Source organism: Shewanella sp. OMA3-2, assembly GCF_021513195.1.
Lineage (GTDB): Bacteria > Pseudomonadota > Gammaproteobacteria > Enterobacterales > Shewanellaceae > Shewanella.
The window spans coordinates 3,604,544-3,627,778 of the sequence record NZ_CP090974.1; the positions used below are offsets into that span (position 1 = coordinate 3,604,544).

At 42.2% G+C, this 23,235-nt stretch carries 19 protein-coding genes; 3 read left to right on the forward strand and 16 right to left on the reverse strand.

What is annotated here, in order from left to right; genetic code table 11:
- The first annotated feature begins 257 nt into the window (after nucleotides 1-257).
- Entirely contained in the window at nucleotides 258-1,607 is a 1,350-nt protein-coding gene (ltrA, locus tag L0B17_RS15895; RefSeq protein WP_235084858.1) for a group II intron reverse transcriptase/maturase, read from the forward strand.
- Between the two features lie 91 nt (nucleotides 1,608-1,698).
- Here the strand turns inward: ltrA and L0B17_RS15900 are convergent, their stop codons facing one another.
- The 4 genes from L0B17_RS15900 to L0B17_RS15915 form a co-directional block, all read right to left on the reverse strand.
- Nucleotides 1,699-2,745, reverse strand: a complete 1,047-nt coding sequence (locus tag L0B17_RS15900; RefSeq protein ID WP_235086146.1) for an AAA family ATPase — start codon at nucleotides 2,743-2,745, stop codon at nucleotides 1,699-1,701.
- Nucleotides 2,746-2,755: 10 nt separating this feature from the next.
- Nucleotides 2,756-3,843, reverse strand: a protein-coding gene (locus L0B17_RS15905) for an IS3 family transposase (protein ID WP_188923338.1) whose coding sequence is annotated in 2 segments (ribosomal slippage) — nucleotides 2,756-3,582 and nucleotides 3,582-3,843 — 1,089 coding nt in all. Because the reading frame shifts where the segments join, the coding sequence is not laid out codon by codon here.
- A 67-nt stretch (nucleotides 3,844-3,910) separates the two neighbouring features.
- A complete protein-coding gene (locus L0B17_RS15910; protein WP_235086147.1) occupies nucleotides 3,911-4,363 on the reverse strand; it encodes an AAA family ATPase in 453 nt (150 codons plus the stop codon).
- Nucleotides 4,364-5,974: 1,611 nt separating this feature from the next.
- Complete coding sequence (locus L0B17_RS15915; RefSeq protein WP_235086149.1) at nucleotides 5,975-7,504, reverse strand: M17 family metallopeptidase; 1,530 nt, start codon at nucleotides 7,502-7,504, stop codon at nucleotides 5,975-5,977.
- Between the two features lie 205 nt (nucleotides 7,505-7,709).
- On the opposite strand from L0B17_RS15915, the gene L0B17_RS15920 reads away from it, so the two are divergent.
- Entirely contained in the window at nucleotides 7,710-9,170 is a 1,461-nt protein-coding gene (locus tag L0B17_RS15920; RefSeq protein WP_235086151.1) for an aminoacyl-histidine dipeptidase, read from the forward strand.
- Nucleotides 9,171-9,206: 36 nt separating this feature from the next.
- Here the strand turns inward: L0B17_RS15920 and dinB are convergent, their stop codons facing one another.
- Nucleotides 9,207-10,280, reverse strand: a complete 1,074-nt coding sequence (gene dinB / locus L0B17_RS15925; protein ID WP_235086153.1) for a DNA polymerase IV — start codon at nucleotides 10,278-10,280, stop codon at nucleotides 9,207-9,209.
- Between the two features lie 180 nt (nucleotides 10,281-10,460).
- On the opposite strand from dinB, the gene L0B17_RS15930 reads away from it, so the two are divergent.
- Nucleotides 10,461-11,087: an FMN-binding negative transcriptional regulator gene (locus L0B17_RS15930; protein WP_235086155.1), complete on the forward strand. Its 627-nt coding sequence runs from the start codon at nucleotides 10,461-10,463 to the stop codon at nucleotides 11,085-11,087.
- Between the two features lie 57 nt (nucleotides 11,088-11,144).
- Here the strand turns inward: L0B17_RS15930 and L0B17_RS15935 are convergent, their stop codons facing one another.
- The 11 genes from L0B17_RS15935 to dnaJ form a co-directional block, all read right to left on the reverse strand.
- Nucleotides 11,145-11,549: a GFA family protein gene (locus L0B17_RS15935; RefSeq protein ID WP_235086156.1), complete on the reverse strand. Its 405-nt coding sequence runs from the start codon at nucleotides 11,547-11,549 to the stop codon at nucleotides 11,145-11,147.
- 139 nt (nucleotides 11,550-11,688) lie between these two features.
- Nucleotides 11,689-12,000 carry a Fis family transcriptional regulator gene (locus L0B17_RS15940; protein WP_235086158.1) on the reverse strand — a complete coding sequence of 104 codons (312 nt, stop codon included), beginning with the start codon at nucleotides 11,998-12,000 and terminating at the stop codon, nucleotides 11,689-11,691.
- A gap of 171 nt (nucleotides 12,001-12,171) precedes the next feature.
- The gene (gene bfr / locus L0B17_RS15945) at nucleotides 12,172-12,639 is read right to left on the reverse strand and encodes a bacterioferritin (RefSeq protein ID WP_235086160.1); all 468 of its coding nucleotides are present in this window, start codon (nucleotides 12,637-12,639) and stop codon (nucleotides 12,172-12,174) included.
- Between the two features lie 12 nt (nucleotides 12,640-12,651).
- A complete protein-coding gene (bfr, locus tag L0B17_RS15950; protein ID WP_235086161.1) occupies nucleotides 12,652-13,122 on the reverse strand; it encodes a bacterioferritin in 471 nt (156 codons plus the stop codon).
- A 209-nt stretch (nucleotides 13,123-13,331) separates the two neighbouring features.
- Nucleotides 13,332-16,553, reverse strand: coding sequence for a carbamoyl-phosphate synthase large subunit (carB, locus tag L0B17_RS15955; RefSeq protein WP_235086163.1), 3,222 nt, complete (start codon nucleotides 16,551-16,553; stop codon nucleotides 13,332-13,334).
- A gap of 23 nt (nucleotides 16,554-16,576) precedes the next feature.
- The gene (gene carA, locus L0B17_RS15960; protein WP_235089872.1) at nucleotides 16,577-17,734 is read right to left on the reverse strand and encodes a glutamine-hydrolyzing carbamoyl-phosphate synthase small subunit; all 1,158 of its coding nucleotides are present in this window, start codon (nucleotides 17,732-17,734) and stop codon (nucleotides 16,577-16,579) included.
- A gap of 174 nt (nucleotides 17,735-17,908) precedes the next feature.
- Complete coding sequence (dapB, locus tag L0B17_RS15965; protein ID WP_235086165.1) at nucleotides 17,909-18,724, reverse strand: 4-hydroxy-tetrahydrodipicolinate reductase; 816 nt, start codon at nucleotides 18,722-18,724, stop codon at nucleotides 17,909-17,911.
- A 110-nt stretch (nucleotides 18,725-18,834) separates the two neighbouring features.
- Complete coding sequence (locus tag L0B17_RS15970) at nucleotides 18,835-19,452, reverse strand: FKBP-type peptidyl-prolyl cis-trans isomerase (RefSeq protein WP_235086166.1); 618 nt, start codon at nucleotides 19,450-19,452, stop codon at nucleotides 18,835-18,837.
- An 89-nt stretch (nucleotides 19,453-19,541) separates the two neighbouring features.
- Nucleotides 19,542-20,348: a M48 family metallopeptidase gene (locus L0B17_RS15975; protein WP_443019900.1), complete on the reverse strand. Its 807-nt coding sequence runs from the start codon at nucleotides 20,346-20,348 to the stop codon at nucleotides 19,542-19,544.
- Between the two features lie 197 nt (nucleotides 20,349-20,545).
- Nucleotides 20,546-21,805: a DEAD/DEAH box helicase gene (locus L0B17_RS15980; RefSeq protein WP_235086170.1), complete on the reverse strand. Its 1,260-nt coding sequence runs from the start codon at nucleotides 21,803-21,805 to the stop codon at nucleotides 20,546-20,548.
- Nucleotides 21,806-21,984: 179 nt separating this feature from the next.
- On the reverse strand, nucleotides 21,985-23,115 hold the full coding sequence (gene dnaJ / locus L0B17_RS15985; RefSeq protein ID WP_235086172.1) for a molecular chaperone DnaJ: 1,131 nt from the start codon (nucleotides 23,113-23,115) through the stop codon (nucleotides 21,985-21,987).
- Between the last annotated feature and the right edge of the window lie 120 nt (nucleotides 23,116-23,235).

The window sequence follows — 23,235 nt, forward strand, 5'->3', positions numbered from 1 at the left end:
AGAAAGTTCATGTTCTTATCTGGGGAGATCTGCTTAACACGCGATTGGTCATTAACCAGTAAGGCTCTGGTTTATTAAGTGCCTTGGCTTTTCAATTTCATCGACTGAAAAGAGCGAATCAGATGGAAACCGATAGCGCATGACGAGGTAACTTGACATGTGATTAAGCAGAAGTCAGCAGACGGCATAGTAGCCCAACGCCCATCGTAATGGTTGGGACATGGTGAAGGCCTGAACATTTAGAAGAAGGAGGAGTCTTGTCAAACTTGTCGATACCCACTACGTCGCCAGACGATTACTATCGGCAGCGTATTGATATGCAACCGGCCTTCAACCGCGATCTATTTCAACAACTGCTCGAACCTGAAAATCTACACCGAGCTTGGCGTCAAGTTAAAGCCAATAAAGGTGCAGCGGGCATCGATGGCATGACCATCGAAGCCTTCCCGCTCTGGATGCAACAAGGCGGCTGGCAACAGTGTAAATCTCAATTAGAGCGAGGTGAATACCAACCCTCAGCGGTCAGGCGCGTAGAGATCGACAAACCCGATGGCGGTAAACGCAAATTGGGGATCCCTAACGTCATTGACCGTGTGATACAGCAAGCTATTGCACAAATACTCACGCCACTGTTTGACCCATTCTTCTCGACTAATAGCTTTGGCTTTAGGCCGAACAGAAATGCTAAACAAGCGGTACTGCAAGTCAGGGATATCATCAAACAGAAACGCAAATTTGCCGTTGATGTTGATCTGTCTAAGTTCTTTGACCGAGTTAATCATGATCTCTTGATGACTCAGCTGAGGAGCAAGGTACAGGATAAGCGTCTGTTGGCGCTTATCGGTAAGTACCTACGAGCAGGGGTGATGGTCAATGACCAATTTGAAGCAAGCTTTGAAGGTGTGCCTCAAGGCGGTCCACTCTCGCCATTACTCTCTAACATTATGTTGGATAGTCTGGATAAAGAGCTGGAAAGCCGAGAGCACAAATTCGCCCGCTACGCGGACGATTTTATCATATTGGTAAAATCTCAACGCGCTGGCGAACGGGTACTCAAGAGTATTACTCAATACCTTGCCACTAAGTTAAAACTGGTTGTAAATGAACAGAAAAGCCAAGTGGTTAAGGTCGCTCAAAGCAAGTTTCTTGGGTTTACATTTAACCGAGGCAAGATCCAGTGGCATGCTAAAACATTACACATTTTCAAACAAAAGATGAGACGACTAACGAACCGAAATTGGGGCGTGAGTATGAGTTATCAGCTATTTAAAGTGCGTCAATACATGCAAGGCTGGATCAATTATTTTGGCATCGCTAACGCTTATCAAGGGTGTGTCGATTTAGACCATTGGATCCGACGTCGTGTTCGTATGTGTTACTGGCGTCAGTGGCGAAAACCACGGACTAAGGTACAAAACTTACTTAAGCGTGGCGTCAGGATCCAAGTGGCTGTTGGTTGTGGGATCACAAGCAAAGGTCCATGGCGAAGTTCGAAAACACCAGGGATACAGCAAGCGCTGAGTAATGAGTACCTGAAGAAAGCAGGATTATATTCACTAAGAGATGGATGGATCGCAGTTCATTATCCTAACCCAAAAGTGAGTTAGGAGTTCTAAATGAACCGCCCTGTGCGGAGCCGCATGCAGGGTGGTGTGGGGGCTGGAGGCTAGATACCTCCGGCTACCCGATTAAGCCTTTTCAGAATAGCGCTCGAATTCTATTAGTTAGAGATTCGACATCCAATCTTTCGTATATACTGCTACAAATTTCCCGTAAAAATTCATGCTCAGACATACCTTCGTCACCAATAGTGTTAACCATTCGCTGCCAAAGTTTCTTACCTTTCCTATCAATTCCAGATTCTTGATAATCAGCAATAACTTGATCTAGTGATATTTTTCTATAGAACCTATCATTAATTTCTCTAAAGAAAGAAGCATCTACATTATCAATTAGATGTTGGTGTAAATATTTTTCAAGACTGGGGATAGGTAAAAACGTCACATTAAGTCTTTGTAAAGCAGCATCTTTATTTTTTTCTCTATCAAAATCATCAGTAACATCACCATCTAAAACAGAAATCACTTTTGTGGAATGGCTCGTAAGATTGGATTCTAGGATTTCTTTGTGCAGGCGAACAGTGTTTCTCCAATCACCACATGGCAAAATATGAATTAACTTACCTTCATAAAGACGCTGATTATTAATTACCTTGTCAATTACAAACTTAGCAAGATCATCCTCTGGCAATATTAAAATATCATACCCATCTTGATTATATAAGAATCGAGTGGCATAAGCCGGATAACATGGATTTATCACCTCAATATCTTTGTTCGGCAAGCTCTGAAGATAATAAATATTATTTGGATCAATTGATCTTAACAACTCTGTCGAATGTGAAGAAAAGTATACTGACAAATTAAACTCTTTGGATAATTTATTGAGCAGTGTAACTAGCCTACTAATGGCGACAGGATGTAATGCCAACTCCACTTCATCAATCAAGATCAGTGAAATATACTTGCTTCCCTTCCTCTTCTGTTGGAATATTTTATTATTAAGAAAATGCAGAAGACTCAGTAGAAGATTCTCGCCGCTACTCAACCAAAATTGACTTAACCTTCTATCTTCATACTCCATAAAATACGGAACTGATTCGAATCCTAATTCGACAGCTAGCCTCTTATTCTTTATCTTTTTTATTGTTGGATAGGTAATCTCCCCATTTTTAACTGAGATCAAAAGTAGATATTTAGGCCACTAGTGCCAGTTTTTGCTTTGGTGGGACACCACCAATTGCTGTATTGGGTCTTTCATTGTTATAAAACCATAGCCATTGTGTCGCATGTTCCTGTACCTCGGCAATACTATTCCAAAGATATTGGCTCAGCCATTCGTATCGCACAGTCCGATTATAGCGTTCTACATAAGCATTCTGCTGTGGATTGCCAGGCTGAATAAATTTCAGTTCTACATCGTGTTTTTCAGCCCATGCAGCCAGCACCGCACTGATGTACTCTGGACCGTTATCACTGCGTATTTGTTTCGGTTTTCCACGCCATTCGATGATTTGCTCCAAGGTTCTGACCACACGCTCTGCTGGTAAGGAGAAGTCGACCTCTATCGCCAAGCCTTCACGGTTGTAATCATCAATCACGTTCAATAACCTAATGCTGCGACCATCTTCAAGTTGGTCATGCATAAAGTCCATAGACCAACATTCATTGATTGCCTCAGGCACCGCCAATGCGTCCGGTTTATCACGCTTCAAGCGTTTCTTCGGCTTAATCCGTAGGTTTAGCTCCAATTCACGGTAAATTCTATACACTCGCTTATGGTTCCATCGGTAGCGTTTCACGTTACGTAAAAAGTAATAACACAGCCCAAATCCCCAACTTCTATGGGTCGATGTTAGTCGCTGTAACCAATCAGCAATCACAGCGTTTTCACCGCTGAGTTTTGCCTGATAGCGATAACAGCTCTCACTGAGTCCAAACAAGGCACAGGCAAATGCGATTGGAATGGCTTTATCATGCACCGCCTTTTGCGCCAGCTCCCGCCGCCGCGACGGCTTTACCACTTTTTTTCGATGGCCTCTTTGAGTATTTCGGCTTTTAGACGCTCTTCGGCATACATTTTTTTGAGTCGTGAATTTTCAGCCTCTAACTCTTTCAATCGCGCCATCATAGAGGCGTCCATGCCGCCAAATTTGGCCCGCCACTTGTAGAAGGTAGCCGAGCTCATGCCGTGCTCACGGCACAGCCCCGGAACTGGGGTGCCAGCTTCGGCTTGCTTGAGGATAGCCAAGATTTGGCTGTCGCTAAATTTTGATGTTTTCATGCAGAATCTCCCTGCGTATATAGTACGAGAAAATTCTACTTTTGAAATCAGCTTTTTTTAGGGGGGATTACCGATAGAATTTCTTTCCATGAAGAATATAATTAAAGTTTTCATTTATAAAATCATCCGCATCGACCAAATGCTCTTCAAGAACTTTTTCTGACAATTCAAGAACATTTGAATTTGTAAATCTTGTTCCGTGTATAATACTCCCTTCGATGAATCCATCAATTCTCACAGCTTTATTTTTCTTTCCTTGCAGCTTCCAAAGATTTCCTTCTCTAGTCCATAAGTCGGTGTTTCCTTCGTAAGTATATTCAACAACACTGTCATGGTTTGCGTTGCTAAATATTGTCCAAAGCACGCTAGGTCTAAAGGGTTCGGCAAGCAACCCCATAATGGTACTCTTTCCTATTCCGTTAGAGCCTGCAATGACATGTAAACCTTGCTCAATCGGTATCTCCATCGAGAAATCTCTGATGCTTTTTAAATTTTTAATACTGACTTTCAATCCGGACATAATTACTCGATCTCGTGAATCTAGATTAGGGGCTTAACAGCTTATTGAACGGCCAAATAAATTTAAAGTCGGTCGTTTAAGTTATTGATTAATATCATCCTACATTTAGTATCTTATTGATGTAAAGCGGTTTTATTTAACACCACTGGCAAATGAAAGCGAGCTTGCGCGTTAAAAGTGGACTTAATATTTGACAAAAAATAAAAACATATAAATTTCAATTGATTAAAAAATTATCGGTTTATTACCAGTACGACTTTAGTTTACTTATTAGCCGATTCAACTTAAAAACACACCAAAAACCATTACAACTGCTTTATACACAGTACACACTACATAAAGGTGGAAGATATGGCTGATACTAGATATTTATGCGACATTTGTAAGTCGGTTACAGATGAGCTTAAAGCTGGATCGTTCACCATCGAAAATATGCGTTTTTCATCATTTCTCGTCTAGGGCGCTGAGGGTTTCTAAAGGCGCGCAAGCTTTTTGCCCTTTTGGTCTGGTGAGGGGTGAAGTGCAACGATGTTAGTGGCCATAGGCCATATCGCCAAACACTCTTTGGGGCAAAACCAAGTCAGTATTTAAAATAATCTTATTCTACTCAATCTTTAAAACCAGCAGATTAAGAAAATACTGAAAAGGTTCATTATAGTAGTTTTCGAGCCGACCATACGACCCATGGATGGGTCGGTTGAGCTACAAGGACTTTTTTATTTCAATAGAATGCTGCGTGTCGGTGAGTAAATGCCATGCTGAACCTACATCGATAAACTTCACGTATATTCTTTGCTATGAGCGAAGCTGCATACTTCCAAACAAAACTTTGGGGCAAAACCAAATCAGTGTTTTAAAATAATCTTATTCGACACTATCTTTAAAACTAGTAGGTTAAGAAAATACTGGAAAGGTTCATTATGGTAGTTTGCGAACAGACCATCCGACTCAGGGATGGATATGTCGGTTCAGTGACAAGGAACCTGTTGTTAAATGACATAAATCGCGGACAAAAAAAAGCCTACTCATCAGAGTAGGCAGACATGGTGCAAGTATCCCGTTGGGGAACGGAAAACGAGTATCACTTGGGGATGTGATAAGGGAACAAATCAAATTGATCTATTACCCGAGTCTAAACGTCAACAAGACGAAAAAGGGTTGTGAACAGTCAAACGGAAATAAGCTGAACGATTTTAAAACTTCATGGCGAAAAAACCGCCGCGCAAAGCCTCTGGATTAATCCAAGTGTTTTGCCAAAATATCTTGCCATTGCCTAAATAAGACATCATAAATTCTCCAAATTAAAGTTGTATAAACCTAGTAGTGGTTCTGATCCGTGGAACTAACCTTTCTCAATCCATTGAGACAACTTTCTTTCACTCGATTCCTTGGAGATAACATCCTTCCTGGATTTACTAGCATTGACGGTGTCTTGCTTGCCGACGAAGAGAATTATACAAAACCGTAATTAAATTACAAGACTTATTTGATATAAATCACAAAAAACCTTTATTTGGTAACAACATTACCAAACAAAGGTGTTAACAAACACAGATCAAACCATTAACATCAGGCTAGATGACTGTTTTACAACAACAAATAATAAATAAACTAACCAACAGTAAACTGTAATAAAGCAACCAAAGGTTGTGCTGTTGGTTTGCCGTATAACGGATCGCCCTCAGTCGCACTTCCGGCAATATCAATATGGGTATAGCTTAAAGGTTGAGGGCTTTTTAAATGGTGAGTATCTAAGCCTGAGGCTTTCAATAAAAATGCAGCCGGGTATTGATGACCACGTGCGGTTACTGATGACGGGCCATTATTTGACGATATAACATCAGCCGCGCCATTTTTATCAGCAACCTTATCAAAATCTTCAGGGCGTAAATATGACACCTCAAAGGGTTCAGCCCATTGCTGGCCAATTTGTTGCAGTGTTGCCGCCACGCCTTGCTGCTTAGCTACCGCATTTTCCACTAGCGCGGTATAGCTGCCATAGGCACGCACAACATGACCAGTTAAGGTCGCCACTGAATATAATGATGGCGCGACTGACTGCGTTGCTTGAATGCGTAAATGCGACAGCAAATCAGCTAATACCAATCGCCCTTCAGCATCGGTATTACCAATACGTACCCGCACACCGGCATGGCTGGTAATAATCTCATCAGTAACAAAGGCTTCACTGCCAATGCTGTTACGTACTAACCCAAGCTCAGCAATCACTCTCACCCCTTTAGGTTTAAGTATTGATAAAGTTTTCATTAATCCCGCAACGGCCGCAGCACCGCCTTTATCGCGGCTCATACCCGCCATGCCGCCGGCGATTTTAATGTCTGCTCCGCCAGTGTCATACACCACACCTTTACCGGCAAATAAAAGCGTGCGTGTAATGTCACCTTCACCGGTATAAGCCACTTTCACTACCCGTGGATGATGGCGCGCCACATCAAACGAGCTGCGCCCCACAGCACTTAGCAATGGGTAATCTTTTATTAAAGTCGCTTTATCTTCTATTACTGCAACGTCAAGGCCGCTGTCTTTAAAAGAGGCGACACAGTAATCGGCAAAGTTAATCGCACTCATGCGCTCAGGCTCGGTACCACATAAATCACGCGCCAATACCCTTCCCGCTTCTAATGCATTTAACAGATCGCTTTTAGGTGAACTTGTCATTAACCCCATAGCGGTTAATGCTGGTGACAGCGAATTTGCTTCACGGGTTTCCAGTGGTTGCCACAATGTTTGACCACAAGCCAGTGCTGCCACTTCAGTTGCAAAACTAAAACGAGGGTCTTGTGACGACGCCACGATTAATAAAGGCTTAGTTGCCCCTGCATCTTTAGCAATACTGATCCCTTCTTTTGCCGCTTTGGCATAAATGCGCACATCGGCATAGTCGTCATCACCCGTTACTGGGGCAATAATCAATCGACCACCAGCCAACCCTGGCGCAAACAGTAATGTGGCTTGTTTACCCACGCGGTGATCAATTTGCTTAGCATGCTCTGCTAATAAACTAATCTCTTGCTGGGTAACATCGGTCAGATTAGGTGTGACGACGATGACGGCATCAAAACCTTCACCTTCAAATATGGCCTGGTCGTTATTTACATCTATTATTGGCACCTGAAACATGATTTTCCCTTATGCTTTGTTGACGATTATTTTTGCATGCTGAACATCGAATTAACATTGCGCATTAATGTTATTAGTCATTCTTGAGTGAATTTTTATTTACACAAGAACGTGTCTACGGCAAAGAAAAACCACTGTATCACAATGGCAATTGTGCAGCCTATGGTAGAATAATGGCATATTTTATCCTGATTGAGGACGTTTCGTGACAGCATTAAATCAATTATATCCACAACCTCTTTGGCAATGGTTCGAACAAATTTGTGCTATTCCCCATCCTTCTAAGCATGAACAAGCGTTATCAAGCCACATTCAACAATGGGCAAAAGGCAAAGGCCTTAGCGTTGTTGAAGACAAAGTAGGCAACCTCATTATTCGTAAGCCAGCCACTGCGGGTATGGAAGATCGCAAAATTGTTGTGTTGCAAGCTCATATCGATATGGTGCCACAAAAAAATGCAGATAAAGTGCATGACTTTGAAAAAGATCCTATCGAAGCCTATGTAGATGGCGAATGGGTTAAAGCAAAAGGGACAACATTAGGTTCAGATAATGGCATTGGCATGGCTTCGGCTTTAGCCGTGTTAGGCAGCGATGACATTAAGCATGGTCCATTAGAAGTCTTGTTGACCATTGATGAAGAAGCTGGCATGACTGGCGCTTTTGGGTTAGAAGCCGGTTATTTAGACGCAGAGATTTTGATCAATACCGACTCTGAACAAGAAGGTGAGATTTACATGGGGTGTGCTGGCGGTGTTGACGCCCAGATATCTGTGCCACTTTCATGGCAAGCACCTGAGCTGAGTAATCAATCTTTTAAACTGACCTTGTCAGGCATTAAAGGTGGTCACTCTGGGGTAAATATTCATCTTGGTCGCGGTAACGCAAATAAGCTACTGGCGCGTTTTCTGTTTAAATACAGTGATGAATTAGCCCTAGAACTGGTTAACTTTACCGGTGGTTCATTACGTAATGCCATTCCGCGTGAAGCGAATATCAGCTTTATGTTACCTGCGGAAAATGTTGATGGATTAAAAACAGCAATTAGCACATTCCAGGCTGTGGTACGTGAAGAGTTAGCCATTGCCGACCCAAGCATGTTATTAACCTTAGAAGCCATTGATGCACCCAGTAAAGTAATGGGTGAAGATGCGCAAAACAGCTTAATCGACTTATTATATGCTTGCCCTAATGGGGTAATGCGGATGAGTGATGAAGTGGCTGGTGTGACCGAAACATCATTAAATGTCGGTGTGATAAGTACTGAACAAGAAAGCGTAGAAATTTTATGTTTAATTCGCTCGCTTATCGACTCTGGCCGTGATGAAGTGCAAGGCATGTTAAATGCCCTAGCCAATCTTGCGGGTGCCAGTATTGAATTTAGCGGTGCTTACCCAGGCTGGAAGCCGGATAACAGCTCACCGGTTATGGCTATTGTGCGTGATACCTATAACGACATTTACAAAAAAGACCCCACCATTATGGTTATTCATGCAGGTCTTGAATGTGGTTTATTTAAAGAGCCCTACCCAACTATGGACATGGTCTCAATTGGCCCCACCATTCGTTATCCGCACAGCCCAGATGAAATGGTTAATATTGAAACGGTAGGTCAATACTGGCAGTTATTATTAGCCGTATTAGAACGTATTCCAGCCAAAGCTTAATGCTATGTAAGGCGTTAAGCCAATCAGAATAAGCGCTTAAAACTGCAAATCGAGTTGGGCAACCGACTTAGTTTGCAGTTTTTTTTCACCTAATTCTGCCAGACCAACACTTACCCCAATCAGTCTAATGCCACGTTCATTACTTCTGGTCAGTGCTTGTTGTAACAATTGATAAAACAGCTTTACCGATATTTCATCGCTGCGTTGCTCGATGGTGGTTTGTTTAAAATCGTTAAATTTGATTTTCACCACTTGCTTGTTGATTAAGCGATCTTTTGCGCTGCGGCTCACCTGGCTATCAAGCTCTTGAATAAGTTGTGGTAATACTTGATGGCATTGAGCTAGCGTAAAGATATCTTGCGCTAATGTTGTTTCAACGCCAACGGATTTACGCACTCTATTATTGCTAATAGACCTTGGATCGATGCCATTTGATCGCTCAATTAATACCGCACCAAACTTACCAAAACTTTCGAGTAACTTTACCTTAGGATACTGCTGCACATCGGCGCAGGTCTCTAACCCCAATAGCGACAATTTTTGTGCGGTGACTTTTCCTACACCCGGAATTTTCTTTAACGCTAGTGTGCGCACAAACTCAGGAATGTCATCAGGGGTAATCACATATTGGCCATTAGGTTTATTTAAATCAGAGGCTATTTTGGCTAAAAACTTAATTGGCGCGACACCGGCTGATGCCGTTAGCCCTGTTTCTAACTCAATATCTCGGCGAATAGCTTGGGCTATTAAGGTTGCACTGCCATGGTATTGCTGACAGTCGCTGACATCAAGAAAAGCCTCATCTAATGATAATGGCTCAATTAAATCACTGTAACGATTAAATATTTGTCTTATTTGCAGTGAGACATCTTTATAAACTTGCATTCTCCCAGGCACCAAGACTAAATGAGGGCACAGCTTTAATGCTTGATAACTCGACATAGCTGAACGCACCCCAAATTTACGTGCAGCATAGTTACAAGTACTGATAACACCACGGCGATCGCTACGCCCGCCAACCGCAATCGCTTTATCGCGTAATTCAGGAAAATCACGCATCTCAACCGCAGCAAAATAACAGTCCATGTCGATATGAATAATTTTGCGCATTGCTTACGCCATCATCATTAGTAAGGTTGCTCATAATACTGTATATAAAAACAGTATTCAACATAGCAAATTATAAACATGACGCGATAAAAGTCAGCATGAAATCAGTTGTATGTTATCTATAAGTATCTATGATGATGAATCAATTAGTTATAGGTTATTTACAAGGAAAGTGAACACATGCATGTACCCGAAAAATGGCAGATGAACAGCTCAACGGATATGCATCAGTTTATCGCACAACATGGCTTTGCGGTTGTTGTGTCATCTAATTTAGAAGCCTCACACATTCCGCTAATATTAAAAGCAGAGGAAGGTGAACACGGAGTACTTTACGGCCATTTAGCACGCAGTAATCCACACTGGCAAGATATTATAGACAGCACAGTACTGTGTATTTTCAATGGCCCTCATGCCTATATTTCGCCAACCTGGTATCACGCCTTCCCTGCTGTACCAACCTGGAATTACAGTGTGGTTCATGCCAAAGGCGCAGTTGAACTCACCGACGATGAAACCACATTGGCGATATTAGAAACCACAATCCAAAAGTATGAGCCCAGTTTATTAACCCCCACCCCTGAAAACTGTGAAGGTTTTATCCCTAAGCAATTTCAAGATAAATTAGCCAAAGGCATTGTAGGGTTTAAAATTGTAATCACTGAATTACAGGGTAAACAAAAGCTTGGCCAGCATAGAAGCTCACTCGATCAAAAAGGGGTCGTTGAAGGGCTATCAAAATCGCCAGGCATAGATGAGCAACAGTTGCTGAAGTACATGATCAATCAAAATATTGCGCTAGGTTAAAAGTGAGCACTTTATCTAGCGACTATTGAGCTAAACAGCATGATTTAACTGTGCAACTTATCGACCTGGTTCAAAGGCATCATACCTAGGCAACTGGGCATCTAAATCTTCCCAGTTTGCTTTGGATGAGACAAAGTTGTGCGAGATGGGTCTCTCAGATATATCAGTATCCAGAATGCCAAGCCTAATTCTATAACGTTGTGGGTCTTGCTCGTTTGAACTATAAACCGGTGAGCCACAATGGCTGCAAAAATGCCTATTTCGACCTGGCTTAAATGAAAATATACTTAAGCTATTTTTACCCGATACGATTTCAAAATCAGCCGCGTTAATGAAGCCATTTGTAGCAAAGGCAGTCCCACTATTTTTTCGACATAAAGAACAATGACAATGAATAATGTCACTTATTTCACCCTTTATGGTTATTTTGACTTCACCGCATAAACATTTACCCTGGTACATAATTGGCATTCACCCTATTTGTGCAAACATTTAAAATACTGATTCAGCGTTATAAAACTAGATGCTATCAAACTAAAACCGAAAATACCTATATGGTTCGCTTAATAATGATGTTCAGCATGCTCCACATTTGTGACCGCTAGTGAGTCTTTTGATTACGGTTATCTTCACTGTCATAACACACTTGGCGACTATCAATCGTCACCTTAATACTGAGCAGTTTTGCTTGAATGAGCTTACTGAGCGTATCGCGTTCAACCGATGCCATAAAGCGGTTGAGGCTATAAGGCGTATCGAAGACACATATCACCTGTAAGCTTTTAGGAAAATCGCTGTAATTAACAATATGGGTTAACCATTGGAAACCACTGTATTCATTTAACGCAATTTCACACACCTGAGTTAACACTTGTCGAATTTGATTGTCTATTTTTTTATCTGTTTTACGCATATATCACAGTGTTCCAAAATTCAAATAGCAGCTAGAAAGCGGGGTAAATTAGCCAGTGTAGCAAAGTTCACTGATACGATTTAACATAAAAAAGCCCAATCCCTTACGGGGCTGGGCCTTAAATCAAAAAACGACCTTATTAATAATAATTAAGCCGCTTTAGTCAATTAATTACATCTTAGTTTGCAGGTAATTCTGTAAACCAACACGCTCAATTAGGCGTAATTGTTTTTCTAACCAGTACATATGATCAGATTCAGTATCATCCAATAAGACTTCTAAAATCTCACGGGTTTGGTAATCGCCTTTCTCTTCACATAGCTTGATCACTTTACGTAAATCATCAGCCACTTTATATTCATACTGCAAATCGTTGTTGAGCATTTCTGGTACATCTTTACCGATATTTAATGCTTCACGGCTAGCAACATCTGGGGTGCCTTCTAAAAACAGAATGCGCTGAACCAATTTAGCTGCATGGACTTTTTCGTCATCAGATTCATGTAATATGCGGGTATACAGTTCGTCAAACCCCCAATCTTCATACATATGAGCATGCACAAAATATTGGTCCATTGCTGATAACTCACCGGTTAACAAACTGTTTAGTGCGTCAATAACTTCTGGATTGCCTTTCATAATATTATCCTGTTAATCTTTAATTTGTGACTGAAGATAGTTCTGAATACCGGTTTGCACGATCAACTCTTGTTGAGACTCAATCCAATCTAAATGCTCTTCTTCATCTTCAAGCAGATCTTCAAGCAAATCACGGGTGACATAATCTTGTTCTGTTTCACACAATTTGATCACATCACGTAATGCAGCAATTTGCTCAGTTACCGCTTCTTTATCACAGCCCAACATTTCTTCGGTATCTTCGCCAATACGCAGTTTGTCTAATTGCTGTAAATTTGGTAATCCCTCAAGAAATAACACCCGCTCAATAAGCTTGTCGGCATGTTTCATGTCTTGAATTGATTTCTTGTATTCTTTCTCGTTGAGCTTCTCTAAACCCCAATGCTTAAACATGCGCGCATGCAAAAAGTATTGGTTAATGGCGGTCAATTCGAAAGTTAATACACGGTTTAACTGACTAATGACTTTTGGATGACCTTTCATAATGATGTCCTTGATAGCTTAACTTGATCTGGATCAATTTAGACTAGGATAGTACACCTAGGGCGGCATTGCAAATTATCCTTTAAATTCATACACATAGTATTGATAACTATTATCATTATAACTAAGGTTTGTAACGGAAGTAAAAATCACAGCCATAAAAAAAGCCTTCAAAATGAAGGCTCTTTACAATGTCAGCTAACTCAATTTTAGCCAGTGATGCGCTTATGTAACTCTTGAAGCGAGTTTACATTGGTGCGGTCATCAGCTGCATGTGCTAGACAGGTAGCAAATGCTGCATTCAATGTTGTGGTGTAATTCACCTTATAACGCAGTGCACCGCGACGAATTTGACGTGAGTCTTCAATTGCCTGGCGACCTTCTGTCGTATTGATGATATAGGTGTATTCATCATTCTTAATACGGTCAAGAATGTGTGGACGACCTTCATGCACCTTGTTCACTAAACGAGGGTTAATACCTGCTTCACCCAGTACCACTGCGGTACCGTGTGTTGCGTCAATCTCGTAACCCAGTTCAATTAACTTAGCGGCTAATGCGGCAACACGCTTTTTATCACTGTTACGAACAGAGATAAGTGCACGTCCAGACTTAGGCACTTCAGATGTCGCACCTAATTGCGCTTTAGCATACGCTTCAGCAAAGGTTTCACCCACACCCATTACTTCACCTGTCGAACGCATTTCAGGCCCTAATAAAGGGTCAACGCCAGGGAATTTATTGAATGGCAATACCACTTCTTTTACAGAGTAAAATGGTGGAATCACTTCTTTAGTAAAGTTTTGTGATTTTAAGCTTTGGCCGGCCATGACGCGTGCTGCAATTTTAGCTAATGGTACACCGGTCGCTTTTGATACAAAAGGTACCGTCCGTGCTGCACGTGGGTTAACTTCAATCATATAGATTTCGTTATCTTTCACGGCAAACTGTACGTTCATTAAACCAATAACGCCTAATTCAAATGCAAGCTTTGATACTTGCTCACGCATGCGCGCTTGAATTTCAGCACTTAAGCTATATGGCGGTAATGAACAACCTGAGTCACCTGAGTGAACCCCTGCTTGCTCAATGTGTTCCATAATGGCGCCAACAACCACAGTTTCACCGTCGCATACCGCATCAATATCCACTTCAATCGCATCATCTAAGAAGTGATCTAGTAGTACTGGTGATGCGTTAGACACTTTAACGGCTTCATTGAAGTAGCGTAGCAAATCTTGCTTGTCGTAAACGATTTCCATCGCACGACCACCTAATACATAGGATGGACGAACCACTAACGGATAACCAATTTTTTCAGCTTCAATTACCGCACTTTCAACCGTAGTAACGGTGGCGTTTTCTGGCTGTTTCATGTTTAAACGTTGAATAGCTTGCTGGAAACGCTCACGGTCTTCAGCGCGGTCAATCGCATCTGGGCTAGTACCAATAATAGGTACGCCAGCGGCTTCTAGTTCACGGGCTAATTTAAGCGGAGTTTGGCCACCGTACTGAACGATAACGCCTTTTGGCTTCTCGATACGAACGATTTCTAACACGTCTTCTAGTGTTACTGGCTCAAAGTATAAACGGTCAGAAGTATCGTAGTCGGTTGATACCGTTTCAGGGTTACAGTTAACCATAATGGTTTCATAACCGTCTTCACGTAAGGCTAATGCTGCGTGTACACAACAGTAATCGAACTCAATACCCTGGCCGATACGGTTTGGACCGCCACCCAGAATCATGATTTTGTCACGATTTGATGGATTAGCTTCACACTCTTCTTCATACGTTGAATACATGTAAGCGGTGTCAGTTGAGAATTCAGCGGCACACGTATCTACACGCTTGTATACCGGATGAATTTCATGGCGATGACGTAATTTACGAATTTCGCTTTCACTCACACCAAGTACATCAGCTAACCGTAAATCAGAGAAACCTTTACGCTTTAATTGGCGTAAGTAGTTTTGCTCTAAACCTGACATGCCTAGCTCAGCCACTTTAGCTTCTTGGGCGATCAAATCTTCGATTTGAATCAAGAACCAATGGTCAATGTTGGTTAATGCAAAAATATCATCACGGCTTAAACCTGCACGGAATGCATCTGCTATGTACCAAATACGGTCACAACCAGGCTCTTTCAACTCATGACGAATGCGCTGCATACCTTCAGTAGAGGTAAAATCAACAATAGAGTCGAAACCGTTACGGCCTACTTCAAGACCGCGTAACGCTTTTTGCAATGACTCTTGGAAAGTACGGCCGATTGCCATTACTTCACCAACCGACTTCATTTGCGTGGTTAAGCGATCATTAGCACCAGCAAACTTTTCAAAGTTAAAACGGGGGATTTTGGTCACAACATAGTCGATAGCAGGCTCGAACGATGCAGGTGTTTTACCACCGGTAATATCGTTACTGAGCTCATCTAATGTGTAACCTACAGCCAATTTAGCCGCGATTTTGGCAATCGGAAAACCAGTTGCTTTAGAGGCTAGTGCTGATGAACGTGATACGCGTGGGTTCATCTCAATAATAACCATACGGCCAGTATTAGGACAAATACCAAACTGTACGTTTGAACCACCGGTTTCAACACCAATTTCACGCAGTACCGCTAAAGAAGCGTTACGCATTAATTGATATTCTTTGTCGGTTAAGGTTTGTGCAGGAGCGACGGTAATTGAGTCACCTGTGTGCACACCCATTGGGTCAAAGTTTTCGATAGCACAGACGATAATACAGTTATCGTTGCGGTCACGAACCACTTCCATTTCATATTCTTTCCAACCAATTAATGATTCATCAATCAATAATTCGTTAGTTGGCGACAAGTCTAAGCCTTGAGAACAAATCTCTTCAAACTCTTCTTTGTTGTAGGCAATACCACCGCCGCTGCCACCCATGGTGAAAGACGGGCGAATAATACAGGGGAAGCCCACCATATCTAATACGCCATACGCTTCATCCATATTATGAGCAATACCCGCACGTGGGCAGTCTAAACCAATGGATTTCATCGCTTTGTCGAAACGGCTACGGTCTTCAGCTTTATCAATTGCGTCTGCTGTCGCGCCAATCATTTCAACGTTAAATTCTTTTAGTACGCCTTTAGCTTCAAGTTGCAGCGCGCAGTTCAGTGCCGTTTGTCCACCCATAGTCGGTAGAATGGCATCTGGACGTTCTTTAGCAATAATGTTGCGTACTACTTCCCAGTGAATTGGCTCGATATAAGTGGCATCGGCCATGTCAGGGTCGGTCATAATGGTTGCTGGATTAGAGTTAACCAGAATGACGCGGTAACCTTCTTCACGAAGGGCTTTACAGGCTTGAGCACCTGAATAATCAAATTCACACGCCTGACCAATTACAATTGGACCGGCACCTAGGATAAGAATACTTTTTATATCGGTACGTTTTGGCATTGCTTTTCTCTTCTCCTAGATAACTATTTAGCGTGCTGACGATATTGCTCAATAAGTTCGATGAAATGATCGAACAGAGGCGCAGCATCGGTTGGGCCAGGGCTTGCTTCAGGGTGACCCTGAAAACTAAACGCAGGCTTGTCGGTTAAATGGATACCTTGTAAAGAACCATCAAATAATGACTTATGAGTCACTTTGATATTGGCCGGCAATGTGGTTTCATCCGCAGCAAAACCATGGTTTTGACTGGTGATCATCACGTTACCTTTGTCAATGCAGCTCACTGGGTGGTTTGCACCGTGGTGACCAAATTTCATCTTTAAGGTTTTAGCGCCTGAGGCTAATGCTAATAATTGGTGGCCTAAACAAATACCAAATACAGGAATCTCTGTTTTTAGGATTTGTTGGATAGCCTTAATGGCATAGTCACATGGCTCTGGGTCGCCAGGACCATTTGATAGAAACACGCCATCAGGGTTCATGGCTAAGACATCGGCTGCAGGGGTTTGTGCTGGCACCACGGTGACATCGCAACCACGGTCAACTAGCATGCGTAAAATGTTACGTTTTACGCCGTAATCATAGGCAACAACTTTATATTTCAATTCTTTCTCTGGGGTATCAGAAGGTAAACCACCTTCTAATTTCCAGCTACCGTTTCGCCATTGATAAGCTTTATCAGTAGTGACTTCTTTGGCTAAATCCATGCCTTTTAAGCCAGGAAATGCTTTTGCTTGTGCAAGCGCTTTTGCTTCGTCCAGGTCACCCACCATAATACAACCGGCTTGGGCGCCTTTTTCACGCAGGATACGGGTTAATTTTCGGGTATCGATATCCGCAATACCAACAACGTTATTCGCTTTTAGGTAATCACCTAAAGATTGTTGATTACGGAAGTTACTAGCCATTAACGGTAAATCGCGAATGATAAGACCACAAGCATGAACTGCACTTGATTCTGTGTCTTCATCATTAGTACCGGTATTACCGATATGCGGATACGTTAAAGTGACTATTTGGCGTGAATATGATGGATCCGTTAATATTTCTTGGTATCCGGTCATTGAAGTGTTAAAAACCACTTCACCAACTGAAATACCTGTTGCACCAATTGCAGTGCCAGAAAATACGGTTCCGTCTTCGAGTACGAGTAAGGCAGACTGTGTCAACGCGACCTCCAGAAAAGAGCCAAGCTATTGAAATTATTTTATTTTATTTTGCACTAAGATACCAATTTCCGCTGTTTTACGAAATTTTGACAAATTTCGGCGATTTTACAGGAGTTCTGCAATTTCGTCCACACATGAAAAAAGGTTTTTCAAAAAAAACCACCATATCGAATGGTGGTTTTTAATTTAATCATTTAGTCCAAGGACCTGCTGCATATCATACAGACCTGGATTTTGATCATATAGCCAATAAGCTGCACGCATTGCGCCATTAGCGAATGTCATTCGGCTTGATGCTTTATGAGTTATTTCTAAACGCTCACCAATATCAGCAAACATTGCGGTGTGTTCACCGACTAAATCACCTGCACGTATCGTTGAGAAACCAATGGTGTCACGCGAACGCTCACCAGTAATCCCTTCACGGCCATAAACAGCGCATTTTTCAAGATCACGTCCAAGGGTATTAGCAATCACTTCACCCATTTTAAGTGCTGTGCCAGAAGGCGCATCTTTCTTAAAACGGTGATGACCTTCAATAATCTCGATATCGGTATAATCACCCATCACTTCTGCAGCAAGCTCTAACAACTTCCACATTAAGTTAACGCCAACTGACATATTAGGCGCAAATACCACAGGGGTTTGCTCTGCATATGCACCAATAAGCTCTTTTTGAGCATGATTGAATCCAGTTGTACCTAATACAATGGCTTTGCGATTACGCGCACACCAGTCAAGGTGGATAATTGAGGCTTCAGGTGAAGTGAAATCGATGAGTACATCAAAGTTATCAGCCACACTGTCCAATGAGTCCGTAATAGCAACATCCATTGCACCAACGCCTGCAAGTTCACCCGCATCAACACCAATTAAGCTTGACCCTGAACGCTCTATTGCAGCGCCAAGACGGATAACTTCTTGATGTTTCGCTGATTCAATTAATGTGCGACCCATACGGCCACTGGCACCCACAACGGCGACTCTTACTTTTGCTGTCATATGTTCTCCCAGTGAAAGCTCACTCAGCATCTAACATTTGATATTGAGGCTTAATAAAAAATTGACTATATACAAAAACGCCTAAGTCATCTTAGGCGTTTTTATGATTATTAGAGAATGTCTAACAATTCGACTTCAAACACTAACGCTGTATATGGAGGAATAGATGCACCTGCACCACGCTCGCCATAAGCTAAGTGATGTGGCACAAATAACTTAAGCTTAGTACCTACTGGCATAAGTTGTAATGCTTCAGTCCAACCAGCGATAACACCCGATACAGGGAACTCAGCAGGTTGTCCACGAGTCACTGAACTATCAAACACGTCACCATTGATGAAAGTACCGTGGTAATGAGTACGTACTGTTGAGTCAAACGTTGGCTTTTCGCCTTCGCCTTGTACTAGTACTTCATATTGAAGACCAGACTCAGTTACCGTTACGCCATCACGCTTAGCATTATCAGCTAAAAATGCATCAGCTTCTGCAGTTGCATTTTCTGCAGCGGCTTCTTGTTCAGCTTGTAAACGACGGCTAATTTCAGTAAAAGCTGTTTGTAAGTCTTCCATAGACACTTGGCTTTCTTTACCTGAAAATGCATCCGCTAAACCAGCTTGAACAGCAGAGATATCAATTCCTTCAAAAGGATTAGCTGCTAGTTGCTCACCCATTTGACGACCTACACCATAACTTGCATGCTGCTCCATTGTGCTGAACACATCTGACATAATTTCTTTCTCTCATTGATCAAATAAAAATTTGCACGGAGTCTATCACATTTTATTCGCCTATGCTGTGAAAAAGCCTCACTATCTGGCTATTTTGAGCCATTGATTTTACACTCAGCCAAAGACTGTTTTCTAGCTTGAGTATAAAGCGGCATCACTTGAGTTTGCGCTGCTTGTAAGTCTTCAATACGCGTGCTGTGTGACGGGTGCGTGGACAATAGTTCAGGCCCTTGCGCGCCACCTGCTTTAGCCATATTTTGCCATAAGCTGATACTTTGCCCTGGGTTAAAACCCGCTTTAGCCATTAGCTCAAGGCCAACGATATCAGCCTCAGATTCTTGACTACGGCCAAAGGGCAATATAATGCCGACTTTAGCCCCTAAACCCAGTCCAGCCATATATAAATCTTTATTGGCTATGCCCGTGGCACCAATTGCAGCATCGGCAGCTTGCATACCCAGTCCAGTAAGCTGAGCGCGGGAAACTTGCTCATTACCGTGCTGTGCTAATACGTGTGCCACTTCGTGACCCATCACTGTCGCTAACTGATCTTGGTTGGTAGCGACATTTAATAAACCGGTATACACACCAATATGCCCACCAGGTAATGCAAAAGCATTAACTTGATCAGAGTCAAACAGTACCACTTCCCACTGTAAGTTTTGGTCTGGTAGTACAGCTGTAATACGCTTAGCAATACAATTTACATAAGCCGTTTTGTTTTTATCTTGGCTTATTTTTTGGTCTTGCTTCATGGTTTCAAAAGATTGCGCCCCCATTTGCTGCATTTGTGCATCTGAAAATAGTAAGGTTTGGCTTCTACCTGTGGGTGATTTTGTACTCACACATCCAACCAATAAAGCTGAAATAGCGACTGCAAGTATTAATTGCTTCATATTTTTCATCCTTTAAAAAATAATATTCATTAAACAACGATAATGTAGATCGAGTTATATTACGGTGATGTTAACCCCTTGCGGCTTAAAACGACGACAAGGTTCAATAATTATTGTTACATACCACTATGCGCCTCAACTAAGCGCATCATAAACTAAGCGCATCATATTTGATTGAAGCTTTACCCAAACGCGACTTATTGTGTCGGTTTTCGTTTAGAAAAATCATTAATACTGCGCTTATTTGCAGTACGACGATTGGCTTGCTTATCCCGAGGAGCACGTTTACTAGTTGCATTTGTCGCCTGGTCGGTTACCGGAAAATCTGCCAGTGTGGTTAACGGCAATACTTGACCTGTTAATTGCCGAATAGCCTCTAAACTGACTAATTCTAAATGGCTGACCAAAGATAAAGCGACACCACTTAACCCAGCCCTTGCGGTGCGCCCAATGCGATGAACATATACAGCCGCTTGACTAGGTAAATCAAAATTGATGACCACGGGCAAAGCATCAATATGAATGCCGCGGGCAATAACATCTGTTGCCACTAATACGTTCAGTTTTTGCGCTTTAAAATCATTCAAGGTTTGGCTGCGCAGTGCTTGTTCTTTATCACCATGCAGTGCTGCTGTGTTAATGCCCGCTTTGAGTAGTTTTTTACACAGAGCATCGACATCATCTTTTGCATTCACAAATACTAAAACCTGCGACCATTGGTGCGACTTAATCTGTTCTATTAGTACTTTGGCTTTACTGCCTTTATTGACGTGATAAATCGTTTGATTAATCTCTTCTACCGCACGATTAACGGCATTGGCTTCTAAGCGTATTGCTGAAGGTGACAATACCGTCTTTACCAATTTATCTAACGTGACTGGCATAGTCGCAGAAAACATTAACGTTTGCCTTTTAGGCATGAGTGCCAGCAGTGCATTAATATCAGCAATAAAGCCCATATCTAATAATCTGTCGGCTTCGTCAAACACTAAATATTGTAGCAGCTCAAATTGAATAACACCTTGTTGTGCTAACGCTAATAAGCGCCCCGGTGTGGCAACAACAACCTCTGCGGGATAAGTCAGTCGCTCAACTTGCGGGGCTATATCTTCACCACCACATAATACATCCACGCGTAAGTTGACGGCTTGCGCTAGTGGAGTTAAGTTTTGACAAACTTGCGCTGCTAACTCCCTCGTTGGTGCAATAACCACGGCTAAAATACTTGATGCTTGCTGACTAAGCTCTGATAAATCACTTTGCAATGCCGCTATGCGATGCAATATGGGCAAACCAAAAGCATAGGTTTTACCACTGCCGGTTTGCGCCAATGCCAAAACATCTTTTCCGCTCAAAATAGCAGGAATAGCCTGTCTTTGCACTGCGCTAGGTTCAATCACCAACGCGGGCAATGATTTAACAAGCTTAGGATTGAGCGAAAATAATGAAAAACCCATGCGGTATCGCCTAATTTTTTATGGCTAAAGTTAGCATTAATCATAATGATATCGAACTAACAATAGTCTCAATATGGATATTGAAATTCAATAAAAAAAGGCTGTTTACCCGAGGTAAACAGCCTTCAATCTAATAGAACCCTATTTAACCTATCTTAAATAAGGATCCATAGTCACAACTAGCTGTTCAAGTCTTGAAAGAACTTTTTCACGCCATCAAAAAAACCTTCCGCTTTTGGGCTGTGTTTTTTTGACTCGCCTGTTAAGGTTGCTTCAAATTCGCGCAATAACTCTTTTTGCTTATCGTTTAAGTTAACCGGTGTTTCCATGACCACTTTACACAGTAAATCACCTACTGCATGGCTACGTACCGACTTAACACCTTTGCCACGTAAACGGAACATGCGGCCCGTTTGAGTTTCTGTTGGAATTTTCAGGCTAACTTTACCATCTAAGGTTGGCACTTCAATCTCACCACCTAAGGCAGCTTTGCTGAATGAAATAGGCACTTCACAGTAAAGGTTATTGGCATCACGGGTGAAAATATTATGTTCACGTACACTCACCTGAACATATAAATCACCTGGAGGCGCACCAAACTCGCCCGCTTCACCTTCACCGGTTAAGCGAATTCTGTCACCTGTATCAACACCAGCAGGGATCTTAACCGACAATGTTTTGCTTTTCTCAACACGGCCTTCACCATGACACTTGCTACAAGGGTCTTTAATGATTTTTCCACGACCATGACAGGTTGGACACGCCTGTTGAACCGCAAAGAAGCCTTGACGCATTTGTACTTGGCCTTGACCATGACAAGTACCACATGTGGTTGCCTTGGTGCCAGCTTTAGCACCGCTGCCATCACATAAGTCGCAAGCGGCTAATGTAGGAATGCGTAACTCTTTGGTTAATCCACGCACAGCTTCTTCAAGCGATAATTCTAGGTTGTAACGTAAGTCACTGCCACGCGCAGCTTGGCGCTGGCCACCGCCACGGCGTCCACCGCCGAAGATATCACCAAATACATCACCGAAAATATCGCCAAAGTCTCCTTGACCACCATGACCACCGCCACGGTTAGGATCAACGCCAGCATGACCAAATTGATCATAAGCGGCTTTTTTGTCGCTGTCGGTTAAAATTTCGTAGGCTTCTTTAACTTCTTTAAAGCTTGCTTCTGCGGCTTTATCACCTGGATTGCGATCAGGGTGAAATTTCATCGCTAAACGCTTGTAGGCTTTTTTAATTTCACGTTCACTGACATCACGACTGACACCAAGAACCTCGTAATAATCACGCTTTGACATAGTGTTTTGCTTCTCGAAGGTTTGCTTAAAATTGATTAAGTATGATTATGCAAACGGGCGTTAGAGGTAAGCCTCAACGCCCGCTTTATACTAACTAGTTGCTTTTTCTATCAAAAGTAA

Excerpts from the sequence above, each read along its gene's own strand:
- L0B17_RS15940 (WP_235086158.1), bottom strand. The coding sequence starts at position 12,000 with ATGCGTAAAACAGATAAAAAAATAGACAATCAAATTCGACAAGTGTTA.
- L0B17_RS15975 (WP_443019900.1), bottom strand. The coding sequence starts at position 20,348 with ATGAAGCAATTAATACTTGCAGTCGCTATTTCAGCTTTATTGGTTGGA.
- L0B17_RS15935 (WP_235086156.1), bottom strand. The coding sequence starts at position 11,549 with ATGTACCAGGGTAAATGTTTATGCGGTGAAGTCAAAATAACCATAAAG.
- dapB (WP_235086165.1), bottom strand. The coding sequence starts at position 18,724 with ATGACAGCAAAAGTAAGAGTCGCCGTTGTGGGTGCCAGTGGCCGTATG.
- carB (WP_235086163.1), bottom strand. The coding sequence starts at position 16,553 with ATGCCAAAACGTACCGATATAAAAAGTATTCTTATCCTAGGTGCCGGT.
- dnaJ (WP_235086172.1), bottom strand. The coding sequence starts at position 23,115 with ATGTCAAAGCGTGATTATTACGAGGTTCTTGGTGTCAGTCGTGATGTC.
- L0B17_RS15980 (WP_235086170.1), bottom strand. The coding sequence starts at position 21,805 with ATGGGTTTTTCATTATTTTCGCTCAATCCTAAGCTTGTTAAATCATTG.
- L0B17_RS15915 (WP_235086149.1), bottom strand. The coding sequence starts at position 7,504 with ATGTTTCAGGTGCCAATAATAGATGTAAATAACGACCAGGCCATATTT.
- bfr (WP_235086161.1), bottom strand. The coding sequence starts at position 13,122 with ATGAAAGGTCATCCAAAAGTCATTAGTCAGTTAAACCGTGTATTAACT.
- L0B17_RS15910 (WP_235086147.1), bottom strand. The coding sequence starts at position 4,363 with ATGTCCGGATTGAAAGTCAGTATTAAAAATTTAAAAAGCATCAGAGAT.
- bfr (WP_235086160.1), bottom strand. The coding sequence starts at position 12,639 with ATGAAAGGCAATCCAGAAGTTATTGACGCACTAAACAGTTTGTTAACC.
- L0B17_RS15970 (WP_235086166.1), bottom strand. The coding sequence starts at position 19,452 with ATGTCAGATGTGTTCAGCACAATGGAGCAGCATGCAAGTTATGGTGTA.
- dinB (WP_235086153.1), bottom strand. The coding sequence starts at position 10,280 with ATGCGCAAAATTATTCATATCGACATGGACTGTTATTTTGCTGCGGTT.
- L0B17_RS15930 (WP_235086155.1), top strand. The coding sequence starts at position 10,461 with ATGCATGTACCCGAAAAATGGCAGATGAACAGCTCAACGGATATGCAT.